This window comes from Mesorhizobium sp. C416B (genome assembly GCF_030323165.1).
Classification (GTDB): Bacteria; Pseudomonadota; Alphaproteobacteria; order Rhizobiales; family Rhizobiaceae; genus Mesorhizobium.
On sequence record NZ_CP100471.1, the window covers coordinates 3,870,930 to 3,895,292 of the forward strand.

Below are 24,363 nucleotides of genomic sequence, written 5' to 3' on the forward strand. Positions count from 1 at the left end.
TTCACCTTCAAGCGCTGGAATGTGCTATCTGATGCTTATGGAAACAGCTGTCGCGTCCGACCCGTTCGTCGCTTCTTTGCCGGTCTTCGCAAAGTTCGAAAGCGTTGCCGATATCGACAACTATCGGCCTCTCCCCGATGGCTGGGCGCTGGCCACCGCCGACATCGTCGGCTCGACCAAGGCGATCGAGGCCGGGCGCTACAAAACCGTCAATATGGCCGGCGCCAGCGTCATTTCGGCGCTGCTCAATGCACTGGGCCGGCAAGATCTTCCCTTCGTCTTCGGCGGCGACGGCGCGCTCGTGGCGTTTCCCGGCTCGGCGCTGGAGATCGCCCGTAACGCGCTGGCTTCTGTCCAGAGATGGGTGGCGGACGAACTGGACCTGACCTTGCGTGCCGCAATCGTGCCGATAAAGGACATAAGAGCGCAAGGCCTCGACGTTCGCGTGGCGAGGTTCCAGGCCTCCGAAGCAGCCTTCTATGCCATGTTCGCCGGCGGCGGCGGCAGTTGGGCGGAAGCCGAAATGAAAGCCGGGCGCTACCGCGTCGACCCCGCCCCGGCCGGCGCGCGGCCGGATCTGACCGGCCTCTCCTGCCGCTGGAACCCGATCGAAGCCCGGCATGGCGAAATTGTCTCGATCATAGCCGTGCCGGGGGCATCGCGCGACTTGCGTGGTTTCCAGTTTCTGGCTTCCGACATCATCGCCCTTGCCGGCAGGCAGGAGCGCGATGGCCACCCGGTGCCGGTGGACGGTCCGGCCTACAGCCTCCTGCCCGCCGGCCTCGATGTCGAGGCACGGGCCACGGCGCCGCCAGGGCGGCGGTGGCTGGCCAAGCTGTGGGTGATCTTCCTGATGACGCTTACGGCCGTCACCGACAAATTGGGCTGGACGATCGGCGGTTTCGATCCGAAGGTCTACAAGCGCGAGGTGGCCAGCAATTCGGATTTCCGCAAGTTCGACGACGGCTTGAAGATGACCATCGACGTCGACGCGGATGTGTTGCAGCGGATCGAGAACCGGCTGAAACAAGCGGAAGAGGCCGGCATCTGCAACTATGGCCTGCACCGCCAGAAGTCGGCCTTGATGACATGCCTCGTCATCTCGCCGCTGCAGCGCGATCATGTTCACTTCATCGATGGCGCCGCCGGCGGCTATGCAATGGCTGCCGCAAGCCTGAAGGCGAAGGCGCCGGTCTGATGACGGCTTGGGGAATCGATTTTCCGCAATGCGCCGCGGCCATGGTTCTTGGGACCCGGCGAGCCCAACGGGGCCTGAGCCGACCAATTATTTGCGCGATGTCAGGATCGGGATTGCACTTCGCCGGCAGCCTCGCCACATAGTGTTGCAGGTGATTTGTGCGGTCGACGTCTGCTTGCTTCCTGCAAGGACAGTCATTCGGGATATTCTTCGCCGGCTTCTGCCCCCGAAGCCGGCTTCATTGACTTCGAGAATTTTGCGGATCAAAGGAGATGGCTCGTCTTCGACGGGTTTCGAGATAGCATGAGCACAGCGCAAGCAGAAATTTCCAACATTCTCATGGATAAGGTTGCCGATTGGCTGACCCAGTCGGCGCTGGCGGGCGACGACCTGGAAACATTGGTCAAGGGTTTTTGTGAACGGCTGGCTGCTGCCGGCCTGCCGCTGAAGCGGGTGCATTTGAGCTTTTCGATGCTGCATCCGCTTTATGACGCTCTCGGTTTCACCTGGATTCGCGGCCAAGGCCTGGAAGTGGAAGGCTTCCGGAGTGAGAACGGCGTCCATTCCGACAGATTCCTGACCAGCCCATACTACCATCTGCTCAGCAACAAGCTCGATCATCTGCGGCGCCGGCTCGACCCGTCGGTGCGGTCGGAGTTTCCTGTTTTCGATGAGCTCAGGCTTATGGGCGTCACCGATTACATGGCTTTCGTCCATCCCTTCAACGGCGATACAAGTCAGGGCATGTTGGGGTCCTGGTCCACCGACAGTGCTTCAGGCTTCAGCGACAGCATGATTTCGGCGCTGCTGCGGATCCAGAACCATCTCGCTATAGCAAGCAAGATGGCGGTGCTCACCAAGCTCGCCGACAACATGATGACCACGTATCTCGGCGGTGACGCCGGCAGGCGCGTGCTGGACGGCCAGATCAAGCGCGGCGAGGGCGACACAATCCGGGCCGCGCTGGTGATGGGCGATATGCGCGGGTCGACAAGGCTCGCCGAAACCTCCGGCCGCGAAGTCTATATCGATACGCTGAACCAGTTTTTCGATGCCATCGCAGCACCTTTCAATCGCAAAGGCGGGCAGATCATGAGTTTCCTGGGGGATGGATTCATTGCCGTCTACCCCTGCGAAAGGCACCGGGCGCAGTCAGAGATCGCCTGCCAGGCTGCTCTTGCGGCTGCGCACAAGGCCAGCATGCGCATGATGGAGCTCAATCTGCGCAGAAAAGAGCAAGGACTGGGCGATATAAAATTTGGTATCGGCCTGCATGTCGGCAATGTGATGTTCGGCAATGTCGGGCTTACCGACCGACTCACATTCTCGGTCTTCGGCTCGGCTGTAAACGAGGTCCAGCGTCTCCAGACCCTGACCAAGAAATATCCGCACAGCGTTCTCGCCAGCAAGGACTTCGCCGGTTATTGCGGGGCCAACAGCTGGCTGACGCTCGGCGAGGAGGAACTGGCGGGCAGCAAGCAGAAGCTGACGGTGCTTTCACCCGATCTGTCGGGTGCTCTCGCACTCGATGAAGACGCTGCGCTGCAGCCGTTTCACGATCGGATATCGGACGCCGAGCAGGTCATGCTACTTCATCGCGATGCCGCGCGGCTGTCGGCGGGCGACCGGAGGAAGCTCCAGTAGTCACCACCATCCGATCTGGACGCCCTGGTATGCTGTCCGGCCGCCGGTCGCCGGGGAATTCGATTCGAATCCAAGTTGCTCTGCGCTGACAATGCGCTAGTCTTGCTTTTTGGGGCCGGTCGGGAGGCGCCAGATTGGGGCTGGTGTGGGAATGGATGCAGGCGTTGATCTGCTGCGGATCGAGGATGTTGGCATCTCTTTTGCCATTGTCGGGGGACCGTTGCATGCCGTCAGGCGGGCAAATCTTCGCGTCCTGCCCGGCAAGGTCACCGCGCTTGTCGGTGAGTCCGGTTCCGGAAAATCGGTTCTCAGCCAGGCCGTGATGGGCATCTTGCCGAACACGGCCCATGTTCGCGGCCGTATCCTGTTTTCCGATCCCAAAAAGCCCGGCACGACGCAGGATATCCTGCAGATGCCGCGAGACGGACCCGAAATCCGGGCGTTGAGAGGCAGCCGCATCGGCAAGATCTTTCAGGAGCCGATGACATCGCTGTCGCCGCTGCACACGATCGGCAACCAGGTCAGCGAATCCCTGCAGATTCATACGCACATGGACCGGACGGAGCGCAAGGCACGGACCGAGGAAATGCTCGGCCTCGTCGGGTTTCCCAATCCCAAGCGCGCCTACGACATGTATCCGTTCGAACTTTCGGGAGGATTGCGGCAACGCGCCATGATCGCCATGGCGCTTATCTGCCGGCCCGCTCTGTTGATCGCCGATGAGCCGACAACGGCGTTGGACGTCACCATCCAGGCGCAAATCCTGCAATTGCTTCGTGGACTCCAGACCAAGCTCAACATGGCAATGCTGCTGATCACACACGACCTCGGCGTGGTTGCCAATGTCGCCGACGAGGTGGTGGTCATGTACCATGGCGAGATCATGGAAGCGGGCCCTGTGGAGGCAATATTCCGCCGGCCAGGCCACCCTTACCTGAAGGGCCTGATGGCAGCCGTCCCGCATTTCGACCTGAAACCTGGCGAAAGGCTGAAGGCGCTCCGCGAGGTGCCGGTGAATGTCGGGACCCTGCTGGGCAAGCAGACGGCGCCGGAAGCGAAGGGGCCGGACGACATTCTGCTGTCGGTCAGGGATCTGAAAAAGGTCTACACCATCCGCAACTCCGGATGGTTCGGCGGGAGCCATCAGACCTCAGTTCGCGCCGTGGACGGCGTCAGCTTCGACATCAGGCGAGGTGAGTGCCTGGGCCTGGTTGGCGAAAGCGGCTGCGGCAAAACCACCGTCAGCAAGATCCTGATGCGGGCCGTCACCCCTACCGGCGGCTCCGTGATCTTCAACGGCCGCGACGGACCGATCGACGTCCTGGAAGCCGAGGGAGACGCCCTGCGCTTGCTGCGCGCGAAACTCCAGATGGTCTTCCAGGATCCGGTTTCGTCACTTTCGCCACGCATGACAGTGGAAAACATCTTGAGCGAGCCGCTGGAAATCCATCAACGTGGCAATGCTGCGTCCCGGCTAGCCACAGTCAAGAGCCTGATGCAGGCAATCGGGCTCGATCCGCGCTTCATCCAGCGTTATCCCCACAGCTTCTCCGGCGGGCAGCGTCAGCGTATCGGCATTGCGCGCGCCTTGGCGCTGGGGCCTGAACTGCTGATCTGCGACGAGCCGGTTTCGGCGCTCGATGTCTCCGTGCAGGCGCAGATCCTGAACCTTCTGAAGGACCTGCAGAAGGAACTGGGCCTGACCTACCTGTTCATATCCCACAATCTCGCGGTGGTGGACTACATGGCGGACCGCATCGCGGTGATGTGCGGCGGGCGTATCGTCGAGCTTGCACCGCGCGAAATTCTGCTCAGGAAACCGATCCACCCCTACACGCGCTCGCTGCTCGCCGCAGTCCCCTTCCCCGATCTCGACCGGCCGATGGATTTCAAGACGCTGAAGCTCGGCGGCGCTTCCGACACCAGCGCATGGGGCCCGCAATTCCGCGACGAGGGCGAAGAGGATATGCTGTCGCCGCTCGATCTCGGCGGCGGCCATCTCGTGCTGGCCCGACGTTCGGCCGATGTCAGCGAGTTACGCCATTGATCAGCCGCCGCACTGTCCTTGGTCTCATGGCTTCGGCATTTCTGCCGGGCACGGCGCGCGCCGGCGATCTGGAGCCGGATTTTCTTCAGCCGCAGCTGAAAGCCAGGGCTCTGCCGCCACTCGCGGAGCGCCTGCCCAAAAGCCCGCGCGCGTTGAACCTCGCGGCGATGGGCCGGCAGCCCGGCCAGTATGGCGGCACGCTGCGTACGATCATCGGCAGCCAGAAAGATATCCGGATGATGACGATCTACGGGTATTCCCGGCTGGTCGGCTATGACGAAAAGCTTAACTTTCAGGCCGACATTCTCGAAAGTTTCGACGTAAAGGATGATCGCGTCTTCACGTTCAAGATTCGTGAAGGCCATAAATGGTCAGACGGCAGCCTGCTGACGCCGGAGGATTTTCGTTATTGCTGGGAAGATGTCTGGCTGAACGATGAGCTTTCGCAAGGGGGGCTCGCCCCTGCCCTGCTGGCGGACGGCAAGCCGCCACGTTTCGAGATCGTCGATCCGTTGACGGTGCGCTACAGTTGGGACGCGCCCAATCCCGACTTCCTGCCCAAACTTGCCGCTGCTTCGCCGACACCGCTTGTTTTGCCAGCCGCCTATCTCAAGCAGTTCCACAAGAAATATCAGGATCCATTCCGGCTCGCCGGCCTGATGAAGGAGAACCGGACCGCAAAATGGACGCTGCTGCACATCCGCATGTCGCGGCAGTATCGCCCGGAGAACCCGGATCTGCCGACACTCGACCCCTGGCAGAACCGGACCAAGCCGCCGGCCGAGCAGTTCATCTTCGAGCGCAACCCGTTCTTTCATCGAACAGACGAGAACGGCCGGCAACTGCCCTATGTCGACCGGATCATCATGAATGTCAGCTCGTCGGCGATCATCTCCGCCAAGACCGGTGCGGGCGAGAGCGACCTGCAATGCATGGGAATCGACTTCAGCGATTACTCCTTCCTGAAGGACGCGGAGAAGCGCTACCCGGTGAAGATGCATCTGTGGAAACGCACACAGGGTTCGCGGCTGGCGCTCATGCCCAATCTGAATTGTGCCGACCCGGTGTGGCGTGGCCTTTTGCGTGACGTGCGCGTGCGCCGCGCACTTTCGCTCGCTGTGGACCGGCGCGAGATCAACATGGCCGTCTTCTACGGATTGGCGCAGGAAAGCGCCGATACGGTCTTGCCGGAGAGCCCGCTCTACCGGCCGGAATTCGCGAAAGCCTGGGTCGCCCACGATCCCGACCAGGCCAATGCACTGCTTGACGAGGTCGGGCTTCAGGCCCGTGACGATGACGGCCTGCGGCTACTTCCCGATGGACGCCCGGCGCAGATCATCGTGGAAACGGCCGGCGAAAGCACGCTGGAAACCGATGCGCTCGAACTCATCACCGATCACTGGCGCAAGATAGGCATCGCTTTGTTCATCCGGACTTCGCAGCGCGACATCTTCCGCAGCCGCGCGCTTGGTGGCCAGATCCTGATGTCGATGTCGTCGGGCATCGACAATGGCGTGCCGACCGCCGACATGAATCCATACCAGCTGGCCCCCACCATCGACGACCAGCTGCAATGGCCGCTCTGGGGCGCTTACTATCTGTCGCATGGCAAGATGGGTGAGGCGCCCGATGTTCCTGAAGTGGTCGAGTTGATGGCTTTGCTCAAGCGCTGGAACGGATCGACCCAATCCAGCGAGCGCGCCGAAATCTGGAACTCGATGCTGTCGATCTACACCGATCAGGTGTTCTCTATCGGTACGGTGAACGAAACACTTCAGCCGATTCTGGTATCCTCGCGGCTGCGCAACCTGCCTGACAAAGCACTCTACGGCTACGACCCGACCTCCTATTTCGGTGTCTACATGCCGGACACATTCTGGCTTGGAGGCTCCTGAGCGTGCTTCGATATCTTGTCTGGCGCATCGCCGTGATGGTTCCAACGCTGCTGGTCATATCGGCGCTTGTGTTCACCATCATCGAACTTCCGCCGGGCGACTATTTCGACAGCTATGTCGCCGAGCTTCGGGCCCAGGGCGAAGCGGTGGATTCCGACCGCATCCAGATGATGCGCAAGGAATATGGTTTCGACCAGCCGCCGGTCATTCGCTACTTCTACTGGGTGGGCGGGATGCTGCACGGCGATTTCGGCTATTCCTTCGAATATGAGCTGCCGGTTCGCGACGTCGTCGGCGACCGAATGTGGCTGACCGTGCTGGTTTCCTTCGTCACGATCATCTTCACCTGGCTCATCGCCTTTCCGATAGGCATGTACTCCGCCACGCATCAATACAGCTGGGGCGACTACGGCCTGACTTTCTTCGGCCTTCTCGGCCTTGCCATTCCGAATTTCATGCTGGCGCTGATCCTGATGTATTTCGCCAACATCTGGTTCGGCACGTCCATCGGCCACCTCATGGACCAGCAATATCTCGGCGAGCCGATGAGCTGGGCCAAGGCGAAGTCGATCCTCGCCCATCTCTGGATCCCGGTCTTGATCATCGGCACCGGCGGCACGGCGAGCATGATCCGGCGGCTGCGCGCCAATCTGCTCGACGAACTGCACAAGCAATATGTCGTTACGGCGCGCGCCAAGGGCCTGCATCCGTTCAAGGCGCTGGTCAAATATCCGCTGCGCATGGCGCTCAATTTCTTCATTTCCGACATCGGCTCGATCCTGCCGGCCATCATCTCCGGCGCTGAGATCACGGCTATCGTTTTGTCTTTGGAAACGACCGGGCCGATGCTGATCAAGGCGCTGCAAAGCCAGGATATGTATCTGGCAGGGTCATTCCTGATGTTCCTTGCCTTCCTGACGGTTATCGGCGTGCTGATTTCCGACCTGGCGCTGGCGCTGCTTGATCCACGAATTCGTTTGCAGGGTGGCAGCACCAAATGAAGCAGGACTCGCCGCTGCCCGCTCCGGGTGCTCCACTGCAACACTACATTTCCGGCGCGCCCTTCGACCTGCAGTCGGTCGAGGCGATGACGCCGGAGCAATCGAAGGTCTTTCAGGCATCGCAGTTGCGGCTGATGTGGTGGAAATTCCGCAAACACCGGCTTGCGCTTATATCCGGCATATTCCTGGCAGTGCTGTATTCCGGGATACTTATCTGCGAGTTCCTGGCGCCCTACAATCTGCACTCGCGCAACATGGACTACATCTATGCGCCGCCGCAGCACGTGCATCTGTTCCACAATGGCGAGTTCGTCGGGCCGTTCGTCTATGGCCGCCAGATGACGCTGGATATGGACACGCTCAAGCGGAACTACATCGAGAAGCACGACGATGTTCAGCGGCTCCGTTTCTTCTGCAAGGGCGACACTTATCGGTTCTGGGGCCTGATCGAAGGTGACAGGCATTTTGTCTGTCCTGCCGAAAACGGGCAGCTGTTTCTGGCCGGCACCGACAGGCTGGGGCGCGACGTGCTCTCGCGCATGATCTATGGCGCACGCATTTCACTGACTATCGGCCTCGTCGGCATCAGTTTCAGCTTCCTGCTCGGCATCGTCATCGGCGGGCTGGCCGGCTATCACGGCGGTATCTTCGACCTGATCGTCCAACGGATAATCGAAGTCCTGCAATCGATTCCCAGCATTCCGCTATGGCTGGCCCTGGCGGCGATCATGCCGATAACGTGGAGTCCGATCCTGATCTATTTCGGCATCACCGTCATCCTCGGGCTGCTCGACTGGACCGGACTGGCGCGGGCCGTGCGTTCAAAGCTTCTGGCCTTGCGCGAGGAGGATTACGTTCTGGCCGCGCAGTTGATGGGCGCCGGAAGCAGCCGCATCATCAGGCGGCATCTCATTCCCGGCTTCATGTCGCATCTGATCGCGACGGCGACGCTCTCCATCCCTGGCATGATCCTGGGCGAAACGGCGCTGAGCTTCCTCGGGCTCGGCCTGAGGGCGCCGATAACCAGCTGGGGCATCCTGCTCACCGAGGCGCGCAGCGTCAGCGTGATCGCGTTCTATCCATGGCTGCTTTTGCCGATGCTGCCGGTCATCCTCGTTATCATGGCGTTCAACTTCCTCGGCGACGGCTTGCGGGACGCCGCAGACCCCTACAAGTGATATCGCTGTTCCACCGCGCGGCCTGCCGAACACTCCACCCGGTATGACGCTTGTCGGCGGCCGGTTGCGTTATTGCAGGGTTCGTCGTTCGCCTTTATATGCAGCAAGCCTCGATCGGGGCTGCTGGTTCAGGACACACAATCGCATATGAGTCGCCTCGATAATTTCATCAGCAGGATGACCGCGCAGCGCGACATTCTTAATCGAATCTGCCCCGAGGTGGCGAAGATGGAGGGGCTTGTGCTTGAGCTCGGCCTCGGCAATGGCCGGACATTCCACCATCTGCGCGAGCTTCTGCCCGGGCGCCGGATCGTGGTGTTCGACCGCGAAGTTGGCGCGCACACTAGCTCAATTCCCGAAGCTGAAAACCTCGTGCTCGGCGAAATACGCGAGACGGGCCGCAAGTTCATTGGCATCGAAGCCGCCCTTGTTCATGCCGACATCGGCACCGGCTATGACGATCGCGATGCAGTGACCGCTACCTGGCTTCCCGATCTGATTGCGAGCCTGCTTCGCGTCGGCGGCTTCGCGGTCAGTGGCACGCCGCTCGATCACCCGCTGCTGCAACACCTCCCGGCGCCCACTTCGGAGCCCGCCGACCGTTATTTCCTCTGCAAGCGCGTGTGAGCGGTAGAGAACTCTTCAGGGGATCGTATAAACCGCAATCTCCCGCTCGATGCCGCGCAGCGAGACCTCGTGCGGCACGGGCGTCAGCGCGTTCCTGTGCAACAGATCGGCGGTGAGATTGTCGTCGACCACCGCACGCGTGGCGAAGATCGCCTGTGCGTTGGCGAGGTTCTGGACCCGCGAAGCAATGTTGACCGTCTGGCCGAAATAATCCTGCCGCTCGTTCATGGACACGGCTATGCAGGGGCCGGCATGAACACCGATCTTGAGCAGAAGGTCCTCGCGCCCGCTTTTGTCATTGAGCGCCCGCATGGCGTCGCGCATCCGCAGCGCCGCGGCAATCGCACGGTCAGGCGTCGCGAAGGTCGCCATCACCGCATCGCCGATCGTCTTCACAACCGCGCCTGCCTCCGCCGCGACGATCTCGTGCAGAACCTGGAAATGCTCGCGCACGAGATCGAAGGCTGAAAGATCGCCCACCCGCTCGTAAAGCTCGGTCGATCCGCGCAGATCGGTGAACAGGAAGGTCAGGCTGGTGATCTTCAGGCGCTGGTTGATGTCGAGCGTATCCGTGCGATAGAGATCCCGGAACGTCTGGTTGGTGAGCAGGCGCTTGGCGGTCACGAAGGGCCGGCGCTTGCCCAGGAAATCATGCAATACCGGGCAGGCGATGAAGACCGTCGGCAGCACGCGCGTGTCGGTCCTGTTTTCCAGCGAAATGCGCAATGGGCCGGGCTGCATCTCCAGCGTCTGGCTCTGGACATGGTCGCGGTCGAAGGCCAGAGAGAGGTTTCGCCGCTCTTTTGCCGGTTCGCCCTTCGCGTCGATGAACTGGGCCGAATGTGTGACCGGCTCGAAGACGATGATGAATTGGGGCGGAAGCTGGATGTGCAGAACCGCCTTTTCACCGGGCGCAAGCTCGATATCTTCCAGCGAGAACGCTTCCATCTTTTCCGCCAGATCCTCGTCCGGCAGATCGGCCCCGGACGCCCAGTAGATCTGGCGGTAATATTCCACCAACGGCAGTTCGTGTGGATTGTGGGCGGCAATCCTGCGCACGCGGGGACTGACGGTGAATGTCACCTCGACCATCTCGTCGAGGGTCGGCGAATAGCCCTGGGAGCACAGCGCGCAGGTGTATTCGTCCTTCTGCATGGTTTTCAGCGTGGCGTTGGTGTCGAGCACGCCGCCACAGCCGGGGCACAGAACATTCCAGGAAATGTCGAAGATGCCCACCCGCGCCGCATGGAGAAAGGCGCTTATGGTGCGTTCCTCGTCGAGGCCATGCTTGCTGGCGAAGGCGAGCGCATTGATGCGGCAAAGTTCGCGGTCCTTGCCCTCGGCGATGGTTTGCCGGATTGCGTCGATTGCCTGCGGATCGACATCGGTCGATTGCCGCAGAAGCGAGAACAGATCCTGAGCTTCGGTCATCGTGCAGGCTCCGGAAATTGCGCCGCTAGAGCATGATGCCGAAAAGTGTGAAGCGGTTTTCGGACGACATCATGCTCTTCCTGATTCAGAGGCGGATTCAGATTTCAGGTCGGACAGACCTGAAATCATCCGGCTCTAGGCGTGTTGGCCGGACCGATCTTCGACCCGAACGCTCCATCATACTGCTAAACGGACCGGACGGCCATTCGAATGGACAAGCCTGGTGACAGGTCAATTTCCATTTGTTGAATTCCAAACTATGATAGCCCATGGGGCATTCATCTCTGGGGTTTTCTCCATGCCGACACGCGACAACCCGCCATTTCCGGCGGCCCTGCGCCTTTTCTCGGCGGGGGTCATCATCGTCCTGATCGTCGGGGCCGGCCTGTTTTTCGCGCCTGCGCTGGTCAAGCCGCGCTGGCCCTGGGCCGTCACGCCGTTCAATGCCCGCTTCCTCGGCGGCTTCTACACCGCCGAAATGGCAGTGATGGCGGCGCTGCTGGTCTGGAATCGCTGGTCGCCCGGCAGGCTCGTGCTGGTCATGGCCTTCATCTTCACCGTCATCGTGTCGGCGGCTTCGTTCATCAATCTCGGTTATTTCAACTTCGAGCGCAAAGCCCCCTGGCTCTGGTTTCTGGTCTATCTTGCGTCAGCCGCGGTATCCGGGCTGTTCCTGTGGCGGGAAAGGGCCCGCCCTTCTGCAAAAGGCGTGATCTTGAACCCCGCATGGCGCGCCTACCTACCGGTGGAAATGACGATCCTCGGGGCCTACGGCGTCGGCCTGTTGCTGTTTCCCCTGACATTCGGTGGCTTCTGGCCATGGCCGATCGATGCCTTCCACGCCCAGGTCTACAGCGCCATCTTCCTCGCGGGTGCAGGCGGCACCTATCTCGTCTGGAGAAGTGCGCCGCGTGAGGAATTGCTGGTGCTCGGCCTGGCGCAGTTTCTGGTTGGCCTGCTTGCCGTCCTTGGCCTCGTCATCACCGACGCCGCCGTGCACCGGATCGACTGGACGGCGGCCGGGACATTGTGCTGGCTCGCCCTTTTCGGCTGGATCGGCGTCAGCGGTATCCTCAAACTCTACGCCGCCCCCCGGCATTTTGCCGCGCAATCGGCATAGGTCGCAGAGACGGCTGGATTTTCAGGTGACGTCCGGTGCATCGTGCCGGGCATATTGCCTCTGTCCTTTGTTCTGACGCAATTCCGGACGGAAAACCGCTCACACTTTTCCTGGAATTGCTGTAGCCGGAAAAGCCATGACCAGCACGCCACCCCTAGAGAAAATCCAGCCGCAGCTCCGGGCCGTCCGGCCAAGCGATGCCGAGGCGCTGTGCGCTATCTTCAATATGCCGGGGTTCCGCTGGGGCACGCTCAGGATGCCGTTCGAGATGGTGGAGCAGGTGGAGCGGCGCATCGCCAAGTCCGGCCCGGAAACCACCTGGATCGTTGCGGAGCTGGACGGCAAGGTTGTCGGCCATGGCAGCCTGGTCGCGCAGGGTTCGCCGCGCCGCTCGCATATCGGCGAGATCAATATCGGCCTTGACGATGGTTTTGTCGGCAGAGGCATCGGCTCTGCCATCCTAGGCGCGCTGCTTGACGTGGCCGACAACTGGCGCGCCCTGAAGCGGGTCGAATTGAGCGTCTATGCCGACAACGAACCGGCCATCCGTCTCTACACAAGCCACGGCTTCGAGGTCGAAGGCCGGCATGTGAAGGCCGGTTTTACCGCCGGGCAATACCACGACCTCCTGAGCATGGCCCGGCTGCGGTTCTGATGACCACCGTCCCTGCCCTTGCCCCTCCGGTGGACATTTTGGCCGTGCTGTCGCTGCTCTGCCCGGAGGTCGTGCGTGACATCGAGCAGAACTGGAATGCACCGGTTTCCGATTATGCCCGCCATCTGTGGCGGCCGGTGGCAAGGCCTGGATCGGCCCCGTCGATTGCTGCCCGCTCGATCCTGCGCGACGTCCTGCAGCAGCGCCTCGGTGCGATCATGCAACCTGAAGCGATCGGCAAGGCCCTCGACGAATTCGACCACAGACCGGTTATCCAGTCCGGCCTGCACTGCCTGCTTCTGATGGATCGGATCACCTTCGATGCCCTGCTGCTTGCCTGGCTCGGCGCGGTCGAAAACGGGCTGTCGGCTTTTTTCGGCTTCATGGGAACGACGATGACCATGGAGACAACCGGCCGGGAGGGGCCGGGATGGCTCGATGTCGGCGACGACAAGGTCAATTTGTTTGGCATGGGGCGCCACAAACTGTGCCGCAAAAGCGCCTGCGCGGCCGGTCCCGTTACCCTCAACGGGCGCGCGCTCGAAACGGTGGGCAATGAGACGGATGCCAGAAGCTGGCTGGGCACGCTGCTTGCCAGCCAGGACAAGGTGTTTGCAACAGCCGCCGATGCGCTGACAGAACTCAACGAGCATCTGGTCGCCGATTGGGATCGTTCCGGCATGGCCCGGCCGGTTTTCATCGATGATAGGCTGGCCGCGACTGTCGTGTCGCGGCATCTGGAAGATGAAGGCAGCCTTCTTTCCAGGCTGCTCCTCGAGCCCGCAAGGCGCCGGCGTCTCGACCATGCCTTGCAAGAAGCCGCATCGGGCCCATTTGGCAGGTTCCTGCCCAATGCCACGGCCTATTTCTGGGGCATCCGCGAGCAGCGCGTGCGCAAGCTCGTCCTCGAGAACGGGCGGCTGATCGAGCCTGACAGGCCGCATGGTCTTTCCATCCCGTTCGAGCGGCCGCATCTCCAGCAGGCACTGCTCGACGGCATGCTTTTGCCGGACTTGTTCCTGATGTTCCTTGCCCTTGCCATATTGCCGCGCGTGCGGGTTGTGGGCGGCCTGAGACAGATTGGCTATGTCGCGCTTTTCCACTCGATCCTGCTGGCTGCGCTTGATGAAAACGCGCCAGAAGAGCGCGATCTGGCCGCCGAGCTGCAGGTTCGGGAAAATGCCTGGGGCATGCGGGTCATCGATGAAAAGATCTCGGTCCGCGAGCAGCTTGCCAGCCTGCCGGAAGGAGCGCTCTTCCCGGACCTGCTGCGGCAATACCGGTTGCGGACATTTGCCGAGACGACCGATGACCTGAAACCGGTCCGCGAAAACGCCCGATGGCGCAAGATCGGCCGGGCCTCAGGCCTCTGATCCGGCCGGGCTTTAGCCCGTCATTGCACCACACTGGCCTTGCGGAGCCCCTCGACCATGAGTTCGAAATCGGCAGGGTTCTTGTAAGGCAAGACCTTGCGACGGTGTTCCAGCGAATAGGCGGGATTGACGCGAAGCAGGTCCTGCCATGCCGTATGGGCCTCCTCCAAACGGCCCAGATGGCCGTAGCATGCGGCCAGAAGCGCACGCGAGACGTCGGTGACAGCGTTGCGAGCCAGCCGTTGCAGCAAGAGGTCGACGGCCTCTTCGTACCTTCCCAGTTGAAACGATGCCAAAGCCTGGAAGTGCAGAAGCACATCCGGGAAGTATGGATTCAAGGTCTTTCCCCGGGCGAAACTCTCTAGCGCCTCCGCGGGCCTACCCGAATAATACAGCGCCTCGCCGCGGGCGACGTGCGCTTCGGCGAAGTTCGGATTGAGGGCTATCGCGCGCTCGACCTCGCCGATGGCCTCATCGTGCCGTCGTGTGTAAAGCTTGGCCGATGCCAGCGCCCAGTGCGCCCAGGGATCGCTGTCATCCAGCGTTACCGCTCGCGTTGCGGCCTCTTCCGCTTGCGCCATCGAGTCCGACGCACCCCACCTGTTGAGGTAATCGAGCCCGTACGTGAGGGCTAGGAAAGCGTGGGCAGAGGCAAATTTCGGGTCCAGTTCGATGGCCCGCTGCAAGAGCTCGCGGGCCGCGACGTTCGTGTCCTTCGTCAGCCGGTGCCATAGCTCCCGGCCCCGCAGGAAACAGTCATACGCCTCCGGGTTGCGCTGGTGTTCGGGCGCCAGCCGCAGACGGTCATCCTCGGTCAGATTGAGCGCCAGCGCACCGACGATGTGCTGCGTCACGTCATCCTGCACGGCGAATATGTCGGTCAGATCGCGATCGAACCGCTCCGCCCAAAGATGGCCGCCTGAGATTGCATCGATGAGCTGCGCGGTGATGCGTACCTTGTTCCCCGACTTGCGTACGCTGCCTTCAAGGACATAGCGCACGCCGAGCTTCGTGCCGACATCCTGCACATGGACGTTCTGGCCCTTGAAGATGAAGGACGAATTGCGAGCGATGACGAAGAGCTGTGACAGTTTGGACAGCGCCGTGATGATGTCTTCGGAGATGCCGTCGGCGAAGTAGTCCTGTTCGGCATCACCGCTCATATTGGCGAACGGCAGCACGGCGATCGACAGTTTCGGCGGCGCTGCCGCAGCCGGAGGCCTCGTCGGGGTTTGCGAGGTCACGGCCACCTTGGCCCCGGCGCCGACCTGCAGCGAATACACCCGGATCGGCTCGGCGATGTTCTTGAGCTGTGTGCTGCCGAGATCGCTGACCGAGAGGTCAAGCCTGGCCTTGACCTGGCGATAGGCATCCTCGGACAGGCAGATGGCGCCGGGCGCCGCAACGCCCTCCAGACGCGAGGCGATGTTGACGCCGTCACCCATCAGGTCGCCATCGCTCTCTTCGACCACGTCGCCCAGATGGATGCCGATCCTGAACTCGATGCGGCGCTCCTGCGGTACGCCGGCATTGCGCTCAACCATACCGTTTTGAATCTCAACGGCGCAGCGCACGGCATCCACCACACTGCGAAACTCAACCAGCGCCCCATCTCCGGTACGCTTGATAACCCGCCCGTGGTGCACTGCAATGATCGGATCGATCAGGTCGCTGCGCAGTGCCCGCAACCGCGCCAAGGTACGATCTTCGTCCGCGCTCGCGAGCCGGCTGTATCCGACCACATCTGCAGCCAGGATTGCGGCCAGCTTACGGTTCTCGCTCATGGGTCGCCTCCTCATCTCCATCATAGCAGGAAGACGGCGGGACGAGGGAATTTTCGCAAACCACGGCCACGCAGCCGCGCTACCGGCAGCGCTCTGACACCAGCCCACGCGGATGCCCATTTGCGCTGCCGCACCGACCAGTTCGGCGTTTATCCGAGCACGGCCTCCACAGTGGCGACAAAGTCATCGAGCGAGCGGTCGCCGCGAATCTCGATGCGCGGAAGGTCGATGAGATCGCTATGGAGGTCCGCCGGCCCGTGCCTGCGGCCGAAGCCTACTCGATAGCCGCACTCCCTGGCCAGCCGGCCAAGCCGTCGGTCGGTGACGGAGAAGGGTGCCGCGAACGCCGTGGTTGGACGGCCGGTCCAGCGTTCGATGAACAGACGAGAGCGCAGGAGCTCGGCGGCCAGGTCAGCGCTCGACAGACCATCGATGGCGCGATGCGTCGCCATGTGGCTGCCGAAGAAGGCGCCTTCGGCAGCGAGGCGTCGCACCGTCCCGGCGCCCATAAGCGGCGTCGGCGGACCGATGTCGGTGTCCCACTTTGCACTTTCGCCCACCAGGTCCGTCACCAGGAACACTTCCGCGGTCAGGTCGTTGGCGCGCAAGATCGGCCAGGCATGGTCGGCGAAGTTCTGGAAGCCGTCATCGAAGGTGATGAGCACCGGGCGGCCGACGAAAGGCTGACGGTTGGTGATGAACTGCTCCAACTGCTCGGAGCCAATGGCGTGAAAGCCATTGGCGCGCAGCCATGCCATCTGGCTGGCGAATGCGGCGGGCGTGAGCCGAAAGCGAGCGAGCGCGGCCGGACCTTCATCGGCAACGCCGTGATACATGAGGACAGGGATATGCCGGCGCTGCTCGTTACGTGCGACGTCGCGGCGCAAGGCTCGCGCCCCACCCCAGACGATATTTCGCGCGACGCCGATTTCGATGGGCGCGCGGATCGGCACATGATCGATCACCGGGTCCGTCGCCACATCGCCCGGCGACAGGCGGCGGAAGCGGTCTATGCGGTAGAGCTCGGTCTGGATCGATTGCTCGAAGACGAGGCCTTCGGTCGCCGCCAGCGTCTCGGAGATCGCCTGGGCACCGAATGTGTTCCAGTCGAAGCCCGTCTTTTCGACATTGTCACGCAACACGAATGCGTGTGCGCTGATGAAGCTGCCGCCAGGCGCCAACGCCTCGGCGAATTTCCTGGCGATGCGCCGTAGCTCGGCGAGGTCATCCAAGTAGTAGAGCACTTCCGAACAGACGATCAGATCCATCTCACCCGGCAGCGTGTCGGCAGCGAAATCGAGTACGCCGAACTCGACATTCGGCTGATCGTTGCATCGGGCGCGGGCTCGCTCGACGGCTATGGCGGAAATGTCGGTTGCGGCCAGATGGCTCACACGCGGAGCCAGCTGCCGCGTGAAGTGGCCCTCCGCGCAGGCCAGTTCAAGCGCCCGCCCGATGGGACCGGGAGGCAGGATTTCGAGCTGGCGCTCGTATTTCTCCTGCTCATAGGACGAACCGTAGTTCCACGGATCCTCGGTCGCGAAATAGCTGTTCCAGAACGCCGTGCGATCCTTGTCGTGCTTGTCCGCGACCCGTGCGCGGCGCGGCGCAACAGGCTCTGACGGTTCAGCGCTCGACCGAACCAGGTCATGCGCCTGTGCGGCCAATTGCGCGAGTTTGCCGAAGTGGCTGTCCTGATCGGGCTCGCTTCCCGCCATGGCAAACGATGCCTCGGCTGCAGGCGTGTTTGACGTGGTCGCGCCGGCGCCCTTTTGCGGTGCAGGCGATCCTCCCGCAAGCCGCTCAGCAGGCACTACATCCAGGATCAATTCAATCCAATGATCGCTTGTCACCGTCCCGAGTGCACCGAACTGCACTACAGCCTCGATCCGGCCATCCAGCATCAGATGGGCATAGATCTGATCGATGCCTTCCGGCAGTTCGGTCGCGGTCGGATTGCGAGCGTCGACGCGAATTCCGAGCGTTCGCGCCAGCCTGCGCGGCGTGGCAAGATCGTCGGGTTCGAGAAGCATTTGCTCAAGCTGGTACTGGACGCGGCGAGCTGCTGCGGGATTGTCCCAGATCTTGCCGAGTTCGATGATCAACGCGGTGGTTGCGCTGCCGAACCTCGCCCATCCGGCAGCCAATTGCGCCGGCACCGACAGGCTTCCTGCCATGAGGCCATCGAAGATTACCTTGGCAATCTCATGCGCCCACTTGCGTCCCGCCGGCAGTGCGCGCAGGGGCTGCGGGACGATCAAGCGCGAGCCTGAGCCGCATTCGGACGCGGCGTTCCGCAACGCCAGCCAAGCAAGCGCTTCGGATGCGGTGCCGCCTTTCGCCGAAATTGAACCCGAGGGATTGTGCGCCACGCCGTCTTACCTGCGCCTGGTTCTGAGGGAGAACAAGTGTCCCGCAACGCGCTTACATCGCCGGTCTGGAAAAAGCAAAAGGCGCCCCGAAAGGCGCCTCTTCATCGCTTGATTCCCCTAGAGGAAACTGGAGCGGGTGAAGCGATTCGAACGCTCGACCCCAACCTTGGCAAGTGTGTGGCCTGAGGGTCCCTCGTGGATATGGTGATCGCGCAACGCCGAAATCACCGCAGAAAGCAATGGCTTGAGAGTCTACGGTGGGTTATAGTTGGGTACGCCGGTTAACGCAATCGGTGCTGCCCGAGTGCTGCCCGAGATTTTGCCGTGCTGTCCAAGACAAAACTGACCGATTCCGTTGTGGCTCGCGCCGTCCTGCCGCCTGGAAAGTCGGAATCGGTGATTTGGGACACCGAAGTGACTGGATTCGGTCTGCGGCTCCGCGGCCGCGCCCGGACCTACATCGTCTCGTATCGCCCCGCCGGCCAAGGCAGAGCCGCCAATGCGAAGCGTGTGAAGCTCGGCACACCTGAAACCATTCGGACTGCCGCAGACGCCCGGAAGCTCGCGTTTGCGGCCCTCGGAAAGGCTGCGGCGGGCGGTGACCCTGCAAAAGAGAGAGCGGAAGAGCGGCGCCGCGACAAGGCGCGCGTGTCCGTACTGCTCGATCGCTACGAAGCCGATCTGAAGCGGCGCAAATACGTCGCATGGAAGATGGTGATGAGCCTATTGCGGCGGCGACTCAAGAAGCACGCCGAAAAAGACATCGCGGAGCTCAAGGGGACCGATTTCGCCGCTATCGTCGAGACGCTTGAGCGCACCGGCATGCAGGGTGCTGCGGACGAATTCCGGTCAAGGTGCAGGGCGTTTCTTGCATTCTGCCAGGTGAAGGCAAAGGTGATCGATGCCAATCCGCTCTACGGCTACCGCCGGCAGCGAGCCACCCGATCCGATCGCCTAGCCAAAACAAAGCATGGGCGAGCTCTTTCAGACGATGAGTTGGTGAGGGTGTGGAACGCTGCACTGCCGGCCACAGTCTTCGGCCGCTTCGTTCGCTTCCTGATTCTCACGGGTTGTCGCCGAGGCGAGGGTGCGGGACTTGAGAGAAAGATGCTCGACCGTCGAAATCCCAAGGCAGTCGCAGTGAACCTGCCCGCGACCTTCGTAAAGCAGGGACGGGGGCACACCCTAGGCGTTTCGAAGCAGCTGGATGCACTGTTCGCGCTTTGCCCGGTCGACTCGCGCTCCGACCTGATGTTCCCATCCGCGCGCACTGGCGGCCTGATGAGCGGCTGGAACAAGATGACGGCTGCACTCGTCAAAGAGAGCGGCGTGGACTTCACCTTCCACGATCTTCGCCGGACATTCCGCACTGGCCTGAGCCGACTAGGCATCGACACCGAAACAGCCGAATTGTCGTTGGGCCATGCCAGAGAAAACCTGATTGAAATTTATGACCGGGATAACGGCGCGGATCGGGTCCGCACCGCGTTTGAGGCATGGTCAAGCCATGTCGACCGCGTGGTGAGCGCGGCGCCGGCTGGAGCGTTTAGCTGATGGCGAGGTTCGGTGACATCGTTGCAAATGTGAAGCACGTGAGTGCCCAGCCGACCGATGGATTCGACCTCTTGTTGGCTTTGGCCGAGCGTTACGCTGTTGAGCCGGCCGAACTTCTCGATCAACTTTCGGGACCTGACGTGCTCGCAAGAATTTGCCGCGATGTTCTCGGCCTCCCAGGATCGACAAGGCGCCGGGGACGCACGCGAGACGATCAGACTAGCTGGCGGCTGTTCCGCTTCGTGGTCGAGCATCGTCTCTTGCACAAAGCAAGCCTAAACGACGCGATCCGCGCGTGGGTTGCTGCCAATGGCGGCGATAATGAAAACGGATCGGCCGAAGGCACGTGGCTGAAGCGTTACAAACGGCAAGCGAAGCGCTGGGGTGACATCAGCAGCCTTCAGATGCTGTACATGGCGGTTCCGCCAGAGGGGACGTAATTCAGAGGGGTTTGTGTCTCTGCTACCGGCGGTTCCTACCGGCTACGGTTGATCAATCAACAAACGATCAACTGGACCGTCCTCATGCCTTCGCCACTGCAAAACACCCCCGATCTGAGCACCCTGCCGCCAGACGCCCTGCTCACCCGGAAGCAAATGTCGGCACTGTCGGGCTTCACGGAACAAGCATTCAAAAAATGGGCGCGCCTGTGCCGGGGTCCTCACATCACCGTGATTGAAGGCCGCCCGCGATATCGCGTCGCCGATGCACGCGCCTGGCTCGGCGCCGCCCAATGAGCTTACTTCGACGGGCGCTTGTTGATCTCGATCGAGGTCCAGAAGACATCGTCGAGTTGTTCGGCCCTGACCGGGTTCAGGAAATCGCGGCTGCTATGCTGCGCGGTCGCGGATGCAACCTGGACGGCTCTCCGGCCGACGTCGAGCACCTGGTTGGGTACGCGATCAAAACCGACGTCGAGCCGTGGCTGCGAGAATGGCGCAAATCCTTCGAACCGTCCAAGTCTGGCCGCCCCACCACCGATCTGTTCGAAATCGTCCTATACACGGCGGCGCTGTATCGCTTTAGGGGCAAGGCGAAAAATCAAGCCGGGACCGCCGCGAAATGGCTGGGTGAGCCCGCGACAAAAGACAAAGTCGAAAAGCGCGACAAGAAGTTCCGTCGCATATTCGGCGGGGCCTATGAAAAGGTCGGGCTTTCGCGCGCAATCGCTGTGCAGCGATCCGCCGAGCTCCTGCTCGACGTAATCCTCGACCTCGAGAAGTTGGACGCCGCGATGGCCGACGAGCGAGCCGGTGGGCTTCGCGCCAAAAAGACCACCCGACATGCGTCTTTTTCGGCGCAACTATCGCCCGCAAATTGATCGCCCTCAACAAGGAAGGCGACCACCATGCAGATCCAGAAAATCGAATATGTGCCCTGGCGCGACCGCGCGTTTGTCTCGATCGCGGAGGCAGGCGAGATCGTCGCGCGATCGACCGACTGGGTTCGAAACCGCATCGCAGAGGGCCGGCTTCACGGCTGCCGGGTGACGCGGGGCGGCCCCCTCGTCGTCACGGTCCGCAGCCTCGTCGATCTTGTCGATGGCGCGCTGCTGGCATCCGCGCCGCCTCCAGGCCCGCGGCTTTATCTGGCGATCGACAACACCTGAAAAACGAAAGCCGGCCGCTCCTGGCAGAGCGAACCGGCCTGAAAGGTCTTGAGCACAGTGAATATACAGCACCTGCCGACCCCCGCGCAACCAGAGAAGGCCAATTGGGAGCAAGTGCGCGCCAGGGCGGGAAAGGCCTCTATCCCGTCGCCGCCACCAGCCGCATCAGATCATGCGCCGAGAAAAGAAATTTCATTTTCAGTCATGGAGAGCGCCGGCGCGTTGGCAAAGACGTTCAGCATCGACCCCGCGTCCGGCAAGCCGATCAGTACACGCAGTCCAGGCATGGCAACCGGGCTCGCCCGTCGTGTGACACTGGTGGGTGATGGGCCACAGGTCGCATCTGCGTTTTCGAAGCAATTGATGGCCTTGAGCCCTAACGAAGCCTTGGTCTTGGTTCCGCCGCCGGCAGGAGCCGAAAGCGTTCAGATTGTCACCGCCGCCATGCTGGATGGTTCCGACGCAGTCTCTCGGAGCAAGAGCTTTTTCGTCCATCCCCATGGCCCCGCAGTGCTCGGCCTCGATTTCGATGTGAAGGACTGGCCGGCCACGGTGAGAGACCGTGTCGGCGCCACGCCAGGCCAGCTGACAGGCATTCTCGCCCAAGTGTTTCCAGAGTTCGGAAAGGCCTGCACAGTTCTGCGGCCGTCATCCTCGACAGGTGTCGTCAATTCGCAGAACGGCTTGGCGACGGGCGCCAATAGCGGTCAGCACCGGTATCTCTTTGTCACCGACGGATCCGATATTGCGGCCTTTGCCGATAGGCTCTTTGCGCGGTTGGTGCTCGCCGGCTTTGGTTTCCCTTTCATCACGAAAAACGGCGCGGTGTCGGTGCGTACGCTCATCGACAAGGTGGCGACCAAGGGGCCGGAGCGACTTTGGTATGAGGCGGACGCCATGCTTGACGACGTGCGACTCGCCTACGAGCCGGACGCTCGGCAACCGCGCATCATCAACCCCACTGGCGGTTTCTTGGACACTCAGAAATTCGCGGACCTGTCGCCAGCGGAAGAAGCGGAATTTGCTCGTCGGGTCGACGACATCAAACGGTCTTGCGCGCCGGAGGCGCAGGCGATCGCTGCAAAGCATCGCGCCGAAGAAGTCGGGAAATATGAGGCAGCCGGCGAACCGCGCGCCGCTGCTGAGAGGATTGTAACGGCCGCGCTCGAGCGGTCAGAGTTGATAGGCGGATTTCAGATCCGTCTGGATGATGGCCGGCTGGTGACAGTGGCAGAGATCCTGGCGGACCCGGCTGCCTTTCATCGCAAAACATGCGCTGACCCGATCGAGCCCGAATACGGTGGCGGTCGGAACAAGGCCATCATCTACACCGACGGCGCCTACCCACACATCTCGAGCCAAGCCCATGGCGGGGCGGACTATCGATTGGCGCCGGACTTTGCCGCGATCTTTTTCGAAAGGCCTGCCCGGACCGGCTTGTCCGTCGTGACCGGTCTTGTCGACCCGAAAACGCTGCCGGTCCGTTCTTTCCTGATCGAGCCGCGGCTGCCAATCGGCGACGTGACGCAGTGTGTCGGCGAGCCCGGCATCAGCAAGTCAACCTTCGCCATCCGAGACGCCGTGATCGTGGCAACGGGAAAGCGCGAAGTGCTACGCGGCGCACACGGCGAAAGCCATGAGTTGCTGCACCGGTTCGGCCCTGTCCTGGTCTACAATGCGGAAGACCGGCTGAGCGAAATGGAGCGTCGCCTGGCGGCGTGCCAGCAATATCTGCATCTGACGCCGGAAGACATGAAACACCCGATCGTCCTGTGGTCGGGTGTCGATGATGAGACGTTGACTATCCTACACCGGCCGGATGCCCGTAAGCCGCTATGCCGCGCCCCAGGCGCCGATCTACTCGAGGCGCGCATCGTGGAGCATAAGCCGCTGTTGGTCGTTCTCGATCCGCAAGTCAGCCTGATGGCCGGCGGCGCCGAAAACAGCAACGATGACATTAACGCTCTTTTACAGGAGGTCGCGAACATCGCGGCCAAGCACGGCTGCTGCATTGAGATCCTGCACCACACGAGCAAGGCCAGCCGCGATCGCCGCGGCGACATGGGGGCCGGGCGCGGGGCGTTCGCGGCCGTCGGGAAGGTCCGCAGCGCCTTCACGCTAACGAATGTCACCGGCGAGGACGACGAAAAGACCTGGGGCGTGTCTCCAACCGACCAAATGATCCGGCTCGACTACGCCAAGGTCTCCCACAATCGGAAGCCGACGGAGCCAACGGTTTCCCGCCGGCTCAGCGTCGCCGTGAATAATGGGTCGGGCATTCCGCGCGGTGCGGCAGCCGCGATGTTTCAGGATGATCCGGCCGAGCGGCTGAAAGCTGAAGGCGACTTTGCCCCGGTGCTCGAACTGGTCGATGTGAAGAGCCGTGTCGGCGCGGCACGCGACGTTTCCGACGATGAAGCGTTGAATGTCGCCCGGATAGTCGACTCGGTGATGGCAAGTTTCGACGAGTGCAACCTGTCCGGTATATGGGCGACGGTCGGCGAACACCTTCGGCGGGAGGGCCTCATCAAAGGCAAACAGCGGCCGGCTGTTACCGGGTACGTGACCGCAATCATTACAGGCGCCGGGCGTGTGATCCAGCGCGGTGGACAAGATGTCCGACTTCGCGTTTTCAAAAAGAAGGACGGTGACACTGCCCCTTGGTTCGTGCGCCGCGATCCCGTGGAGGCTGACGCGTGATGAAGGGGCTTGTCGGCGCTTATTTCCAGCTTGTCGGCGACAAGCAAAACAAGCAGAGAAATCAAGCGCTTAATCTGTATGTCGCCCAGCTTGTCGGTGCTTGTTTTCTGAAACAAGAAACAAGGCGGCGAAAAACCCAATGATTTCAATGCTTGTTTCTTGTTTTTGCTTGTCG

20 protein-coding genes are annotated in these 24,363 nt (G+C 61.7%); 17 read left to right on the forward strand and 3 right to left on the reverse strand.

Annotated features, from left to right (window positions below):
- Positions 1 to 19: 19 nt before the first annotated feature.
- The 7 genes from NLY43_RS18885 (at position 20) to NLY43_RS18915 (ending at position 9,590) form a co-directional block, all read left to right on the forward strand.
- Positions 20 to 1,198: a DUF3095 domain-containing protein gene (locus NLY43_RS18885; protein ID WP_031196755.1), complete on the forward strand. Its 1,179-nt coding sequence runs from the start codon at positions 20 to 22 to the stop codon at positions 1,196 to 1,198.
- 303 nt (positions 1,199 to 1,501) lie between these two features.
- A complete protein-coding gene (locus tag NLY43_RS18890) occupies positions 1,502 to 2,842 on the forward strand; it encodes an adenylate/guanylate cyclase domain-containing protein (RefSeq protein ID WP_023672139.1) in 1,341 nt (446 codons plus the stop codon).
- A 151-nt stretch (positions 2,843 to 2,993) separates the two neighbouring features.
- A complete protein-coding gene (locus NLY43_RS18895; protein ID WP_023710305.1) occupies positions 2,994 to 4,889 on the forward strand; it encodes an ABC transporter ATP-binding protein in 1,896 nt (631 codons plus the stop codon).
- Complete coding sequence (locus tag NLY43_RS18900; RefSeq protein WP_023692891.1) at positions 4,886 to 6,784, forward strand: ABC transporter substrate-binding protein; 1,899 nt, start codon at positions 4,886 to 4,888, stop codon at positions 6,782 to 6,784. Before NLY43_RS18895 ends, NLY43_RS18900 begins: the two co-directional genes overlap by 4 nt.
- Before the next feature lie 2 nt (positions 6,785 to 6,786).
- Entirely contained in the window at positions 6,787 to 7,785 is a 999-nt protein-coding gene (locus tag NLY43_RS18905; RefSeq protein WP_023672136.1) for an ABC transporter permease, read from the forward strand.
- Positions 7,782 to 8,963, forward strand: coding sequence for an ABC transporter permease (locus tag NLY43_RS18910; RefSeq protein WP_031196756.1), 1,182 nt, complete (start codon positions 7,782 to 7,784; stop codon positions 8,961 to 8,963). The genes NLY43_RS18905 and NLY43_RS18910 overlap by 4 nt, the downstream gene beginning before the upstream one ends.
- A gap of 147 nt (positions 8,964 to 9,110) precedes the next feature.
- Positions 9,111 to 9,590: a class I SAM-dependent methyltransferase gene (locus NLY43_RS18915; RefSeq protein ID WP_023672134.1), complete on the forward strand. Its 480-nt coding sequence runs from the start codon at positions 9,111 to 9,113 to the stop codon at positions 9,588 to 9,590.
- Positions 9,591 to 9,605: 15 nt separating this feature from the next.
- Here NLY43_RS18915 and NLY43_RS18920 read toward each other — a convergent pair whose 3' ends face one another.
- Positions 9,606 to 11,021, reverse strand: coding sequence for an adenylate/guanylate cyclase domain-containing protein (locus NLY43_RS18920; RefSeq protein ID WP_023685078.1), 1,416 nt, complete (start codon positions 11,019 to 11,021; stop codon positions 9,606 to 9,608).
- Positions 11,022 to 11,319: 298 nt separating this feature from the next.
- Here NLY43_RS18920 and NLY43_RS18925 point away from each other — a divergent pair, with 298 nt between their 5' ends.
- From NLY43_RS18925 to NLY43_RS18935, 3 genes are all read left to right on the forward strand, one after another.
- A complete protein-coding gene (locus tag NLY43_RS18925; protein WP_023710303.1) occupies positions 11,320 to 12,141 on the forward strand; it encodes a hypothetical protein in 822 nt (273 codons plus the stop codon).
- Positions 12,142 to 12,277: 136 nt separating this feature from the next.
- Positions 12,278 to 12,796: a GNAT family N-acetyltransferase gene (locus tag NLY43_RS18930; protein ID WP_023710302.1), complete on the forward strand. Its 519-nt coding sequence runs from the start codon at positions 12,278 to 12,280 to the stop codon at positions 12,794 to 12,796.
- Positions 12,796 to 14,169: a hypothetical protein gene (locus NLY43_RS18935; protein ID WP_031199001.1), complete on the forward strand. Its 1,374-nt coding sequence runs from the start codon at positions 12,796 to 12,798 to the stop codon at positions 14,167 to 14,169. Before NLY43_RS18930 ends, NLY43_RS18935 begins: the two co-directional genes overlap by 1 nt.
- 20 nt (positions 14,170 to 14,189) lie before the next feature.
- On the opposite strand, the gene NLY43_RS18940 is transcribed toward NLY43_RS18935, so the two are convergent.
- Both NLY43_RS18940 and NLY43_RS18945 read right to left on the reverse strand, forming a co-directional pair.
- Positions 14,190 to 15,953, reverse strand: coding sequence for an adenylate/guanylate cyclase domain-containing protein (locus tag NLY43_RS18940; protein ID WP_023710300.1), 1,764 nt, complete (start codon positions 15,951 to 15,953; stop codon positions 14,190 to 14,192).
- 149 nt (positions 15,954 to 16,102) lie between these two features.
- Positions 16,103 to 18,325, reverse strand: coding sequence for an SAM-dependent methyltransferase (locus NLY43_RS18945; protein WP_023710299.1), 2,223 nt, complete (start codon positions 18,323 to 18,325; stop codon positions 16,103 to 16,105).
- A gap of 324 nt (positions 18,326 to 18,649) precedes the next feature.
- Here NLY43_RS18945 and NLY43_RS18950 point away from each other — a divergent pair, with 324 nt between their 5' ends.
- From NLY43_RS18950 to NLY43_RS18980, 7 genes are all read left to right on the forward strand, one after another.
- Positions 18,650 to 19,879, forward strand: coding sequence for a tyrosine-type recombinase/integrase (locus NLY43_RS18950; RefSeq protein WP_023710298.1), 1,230 nt, complete (start codon positions 18,650 to 18,652; stop codon positions 19,877 to 19,879).
- Positions 19,879 to 20,319, forward strand: coding sequence for a hypothetical protein (locus tag NLY43_RS18955; protein WP_023710297.1), 441 nt, complete (start codon positions 19,879 to 19,881; stop codon positions 20,317 to 20,319). The genes NLY43_RS18950 and NLY43_RS18955 overlap by 1 nt, the downstream gene beginning before the upstream one ends.
- Before the next feature lie 84 nt (positions 20,320 to 20,403).
- Positions 20,404 to 20,616: a hypothetical protein gene (locus NLY43_RS18960; RefSeq protein ID WP_156935568.1), complete on the forward strand. Its 213-nt coding sequence runs from the start codon at positions 20,404 to 20,406 to the stop codon at positions 20,614 to 20,616.
- On the forward strand, positions 20,613 to 21,200 hold the full coding sequence (locus NLY43_RS18965; protein WP_156935567.1) for a hypothetical protein: 588 nt from the start codon (positions 20,613 to 20,615) through the stop codon (positions 21,198 to 21,200). Before NLY43_RS18960 ends, NLY43_RS18965 begins: the two co-directional genes overlap by 4 nt.
- A gap of 27 nt (positions 21,201 to 21,227) precedes the next feature.
- Positions 21,228 to 21,488 carry a hypothetical protein gene (locus tag NLY43_RS18970; protein ID WP_023710294.1) on the forward strand — a complete coding sequence of 87 codons (261 nt, stop codon included), beginning with the start codon at positions 21,228 to 21,230 and terminating at the stop codon, positions 21,486 to 21,488.
- Positions 21,489 to 21,545: 57 nt separating this feature from the next.
- Entirely contained in the window at positions 21,546 to 24,188 is a 2,643-nt protein-coding gene (locus NLY43_RS18975) for an AAA family ATPase (protein WP_245264031.1), read from the forward strand.
- A complete protein-coding gene (locus tag NLY43_RS18980; protein WP_156935565.1) occupies positions 24,185 to 24,331 on the forward strand; it encodes a hypothetical protein in 147 nt (48 codons plus the stop codon). Before NLY43_RS18975 ends, NLY43_RS18980 begins: the two co-directional genes overlap by 4 nt.
- The last annotated feature ends 32 nt before the right edge of the window (positions 24,332 to 24,363 follow it).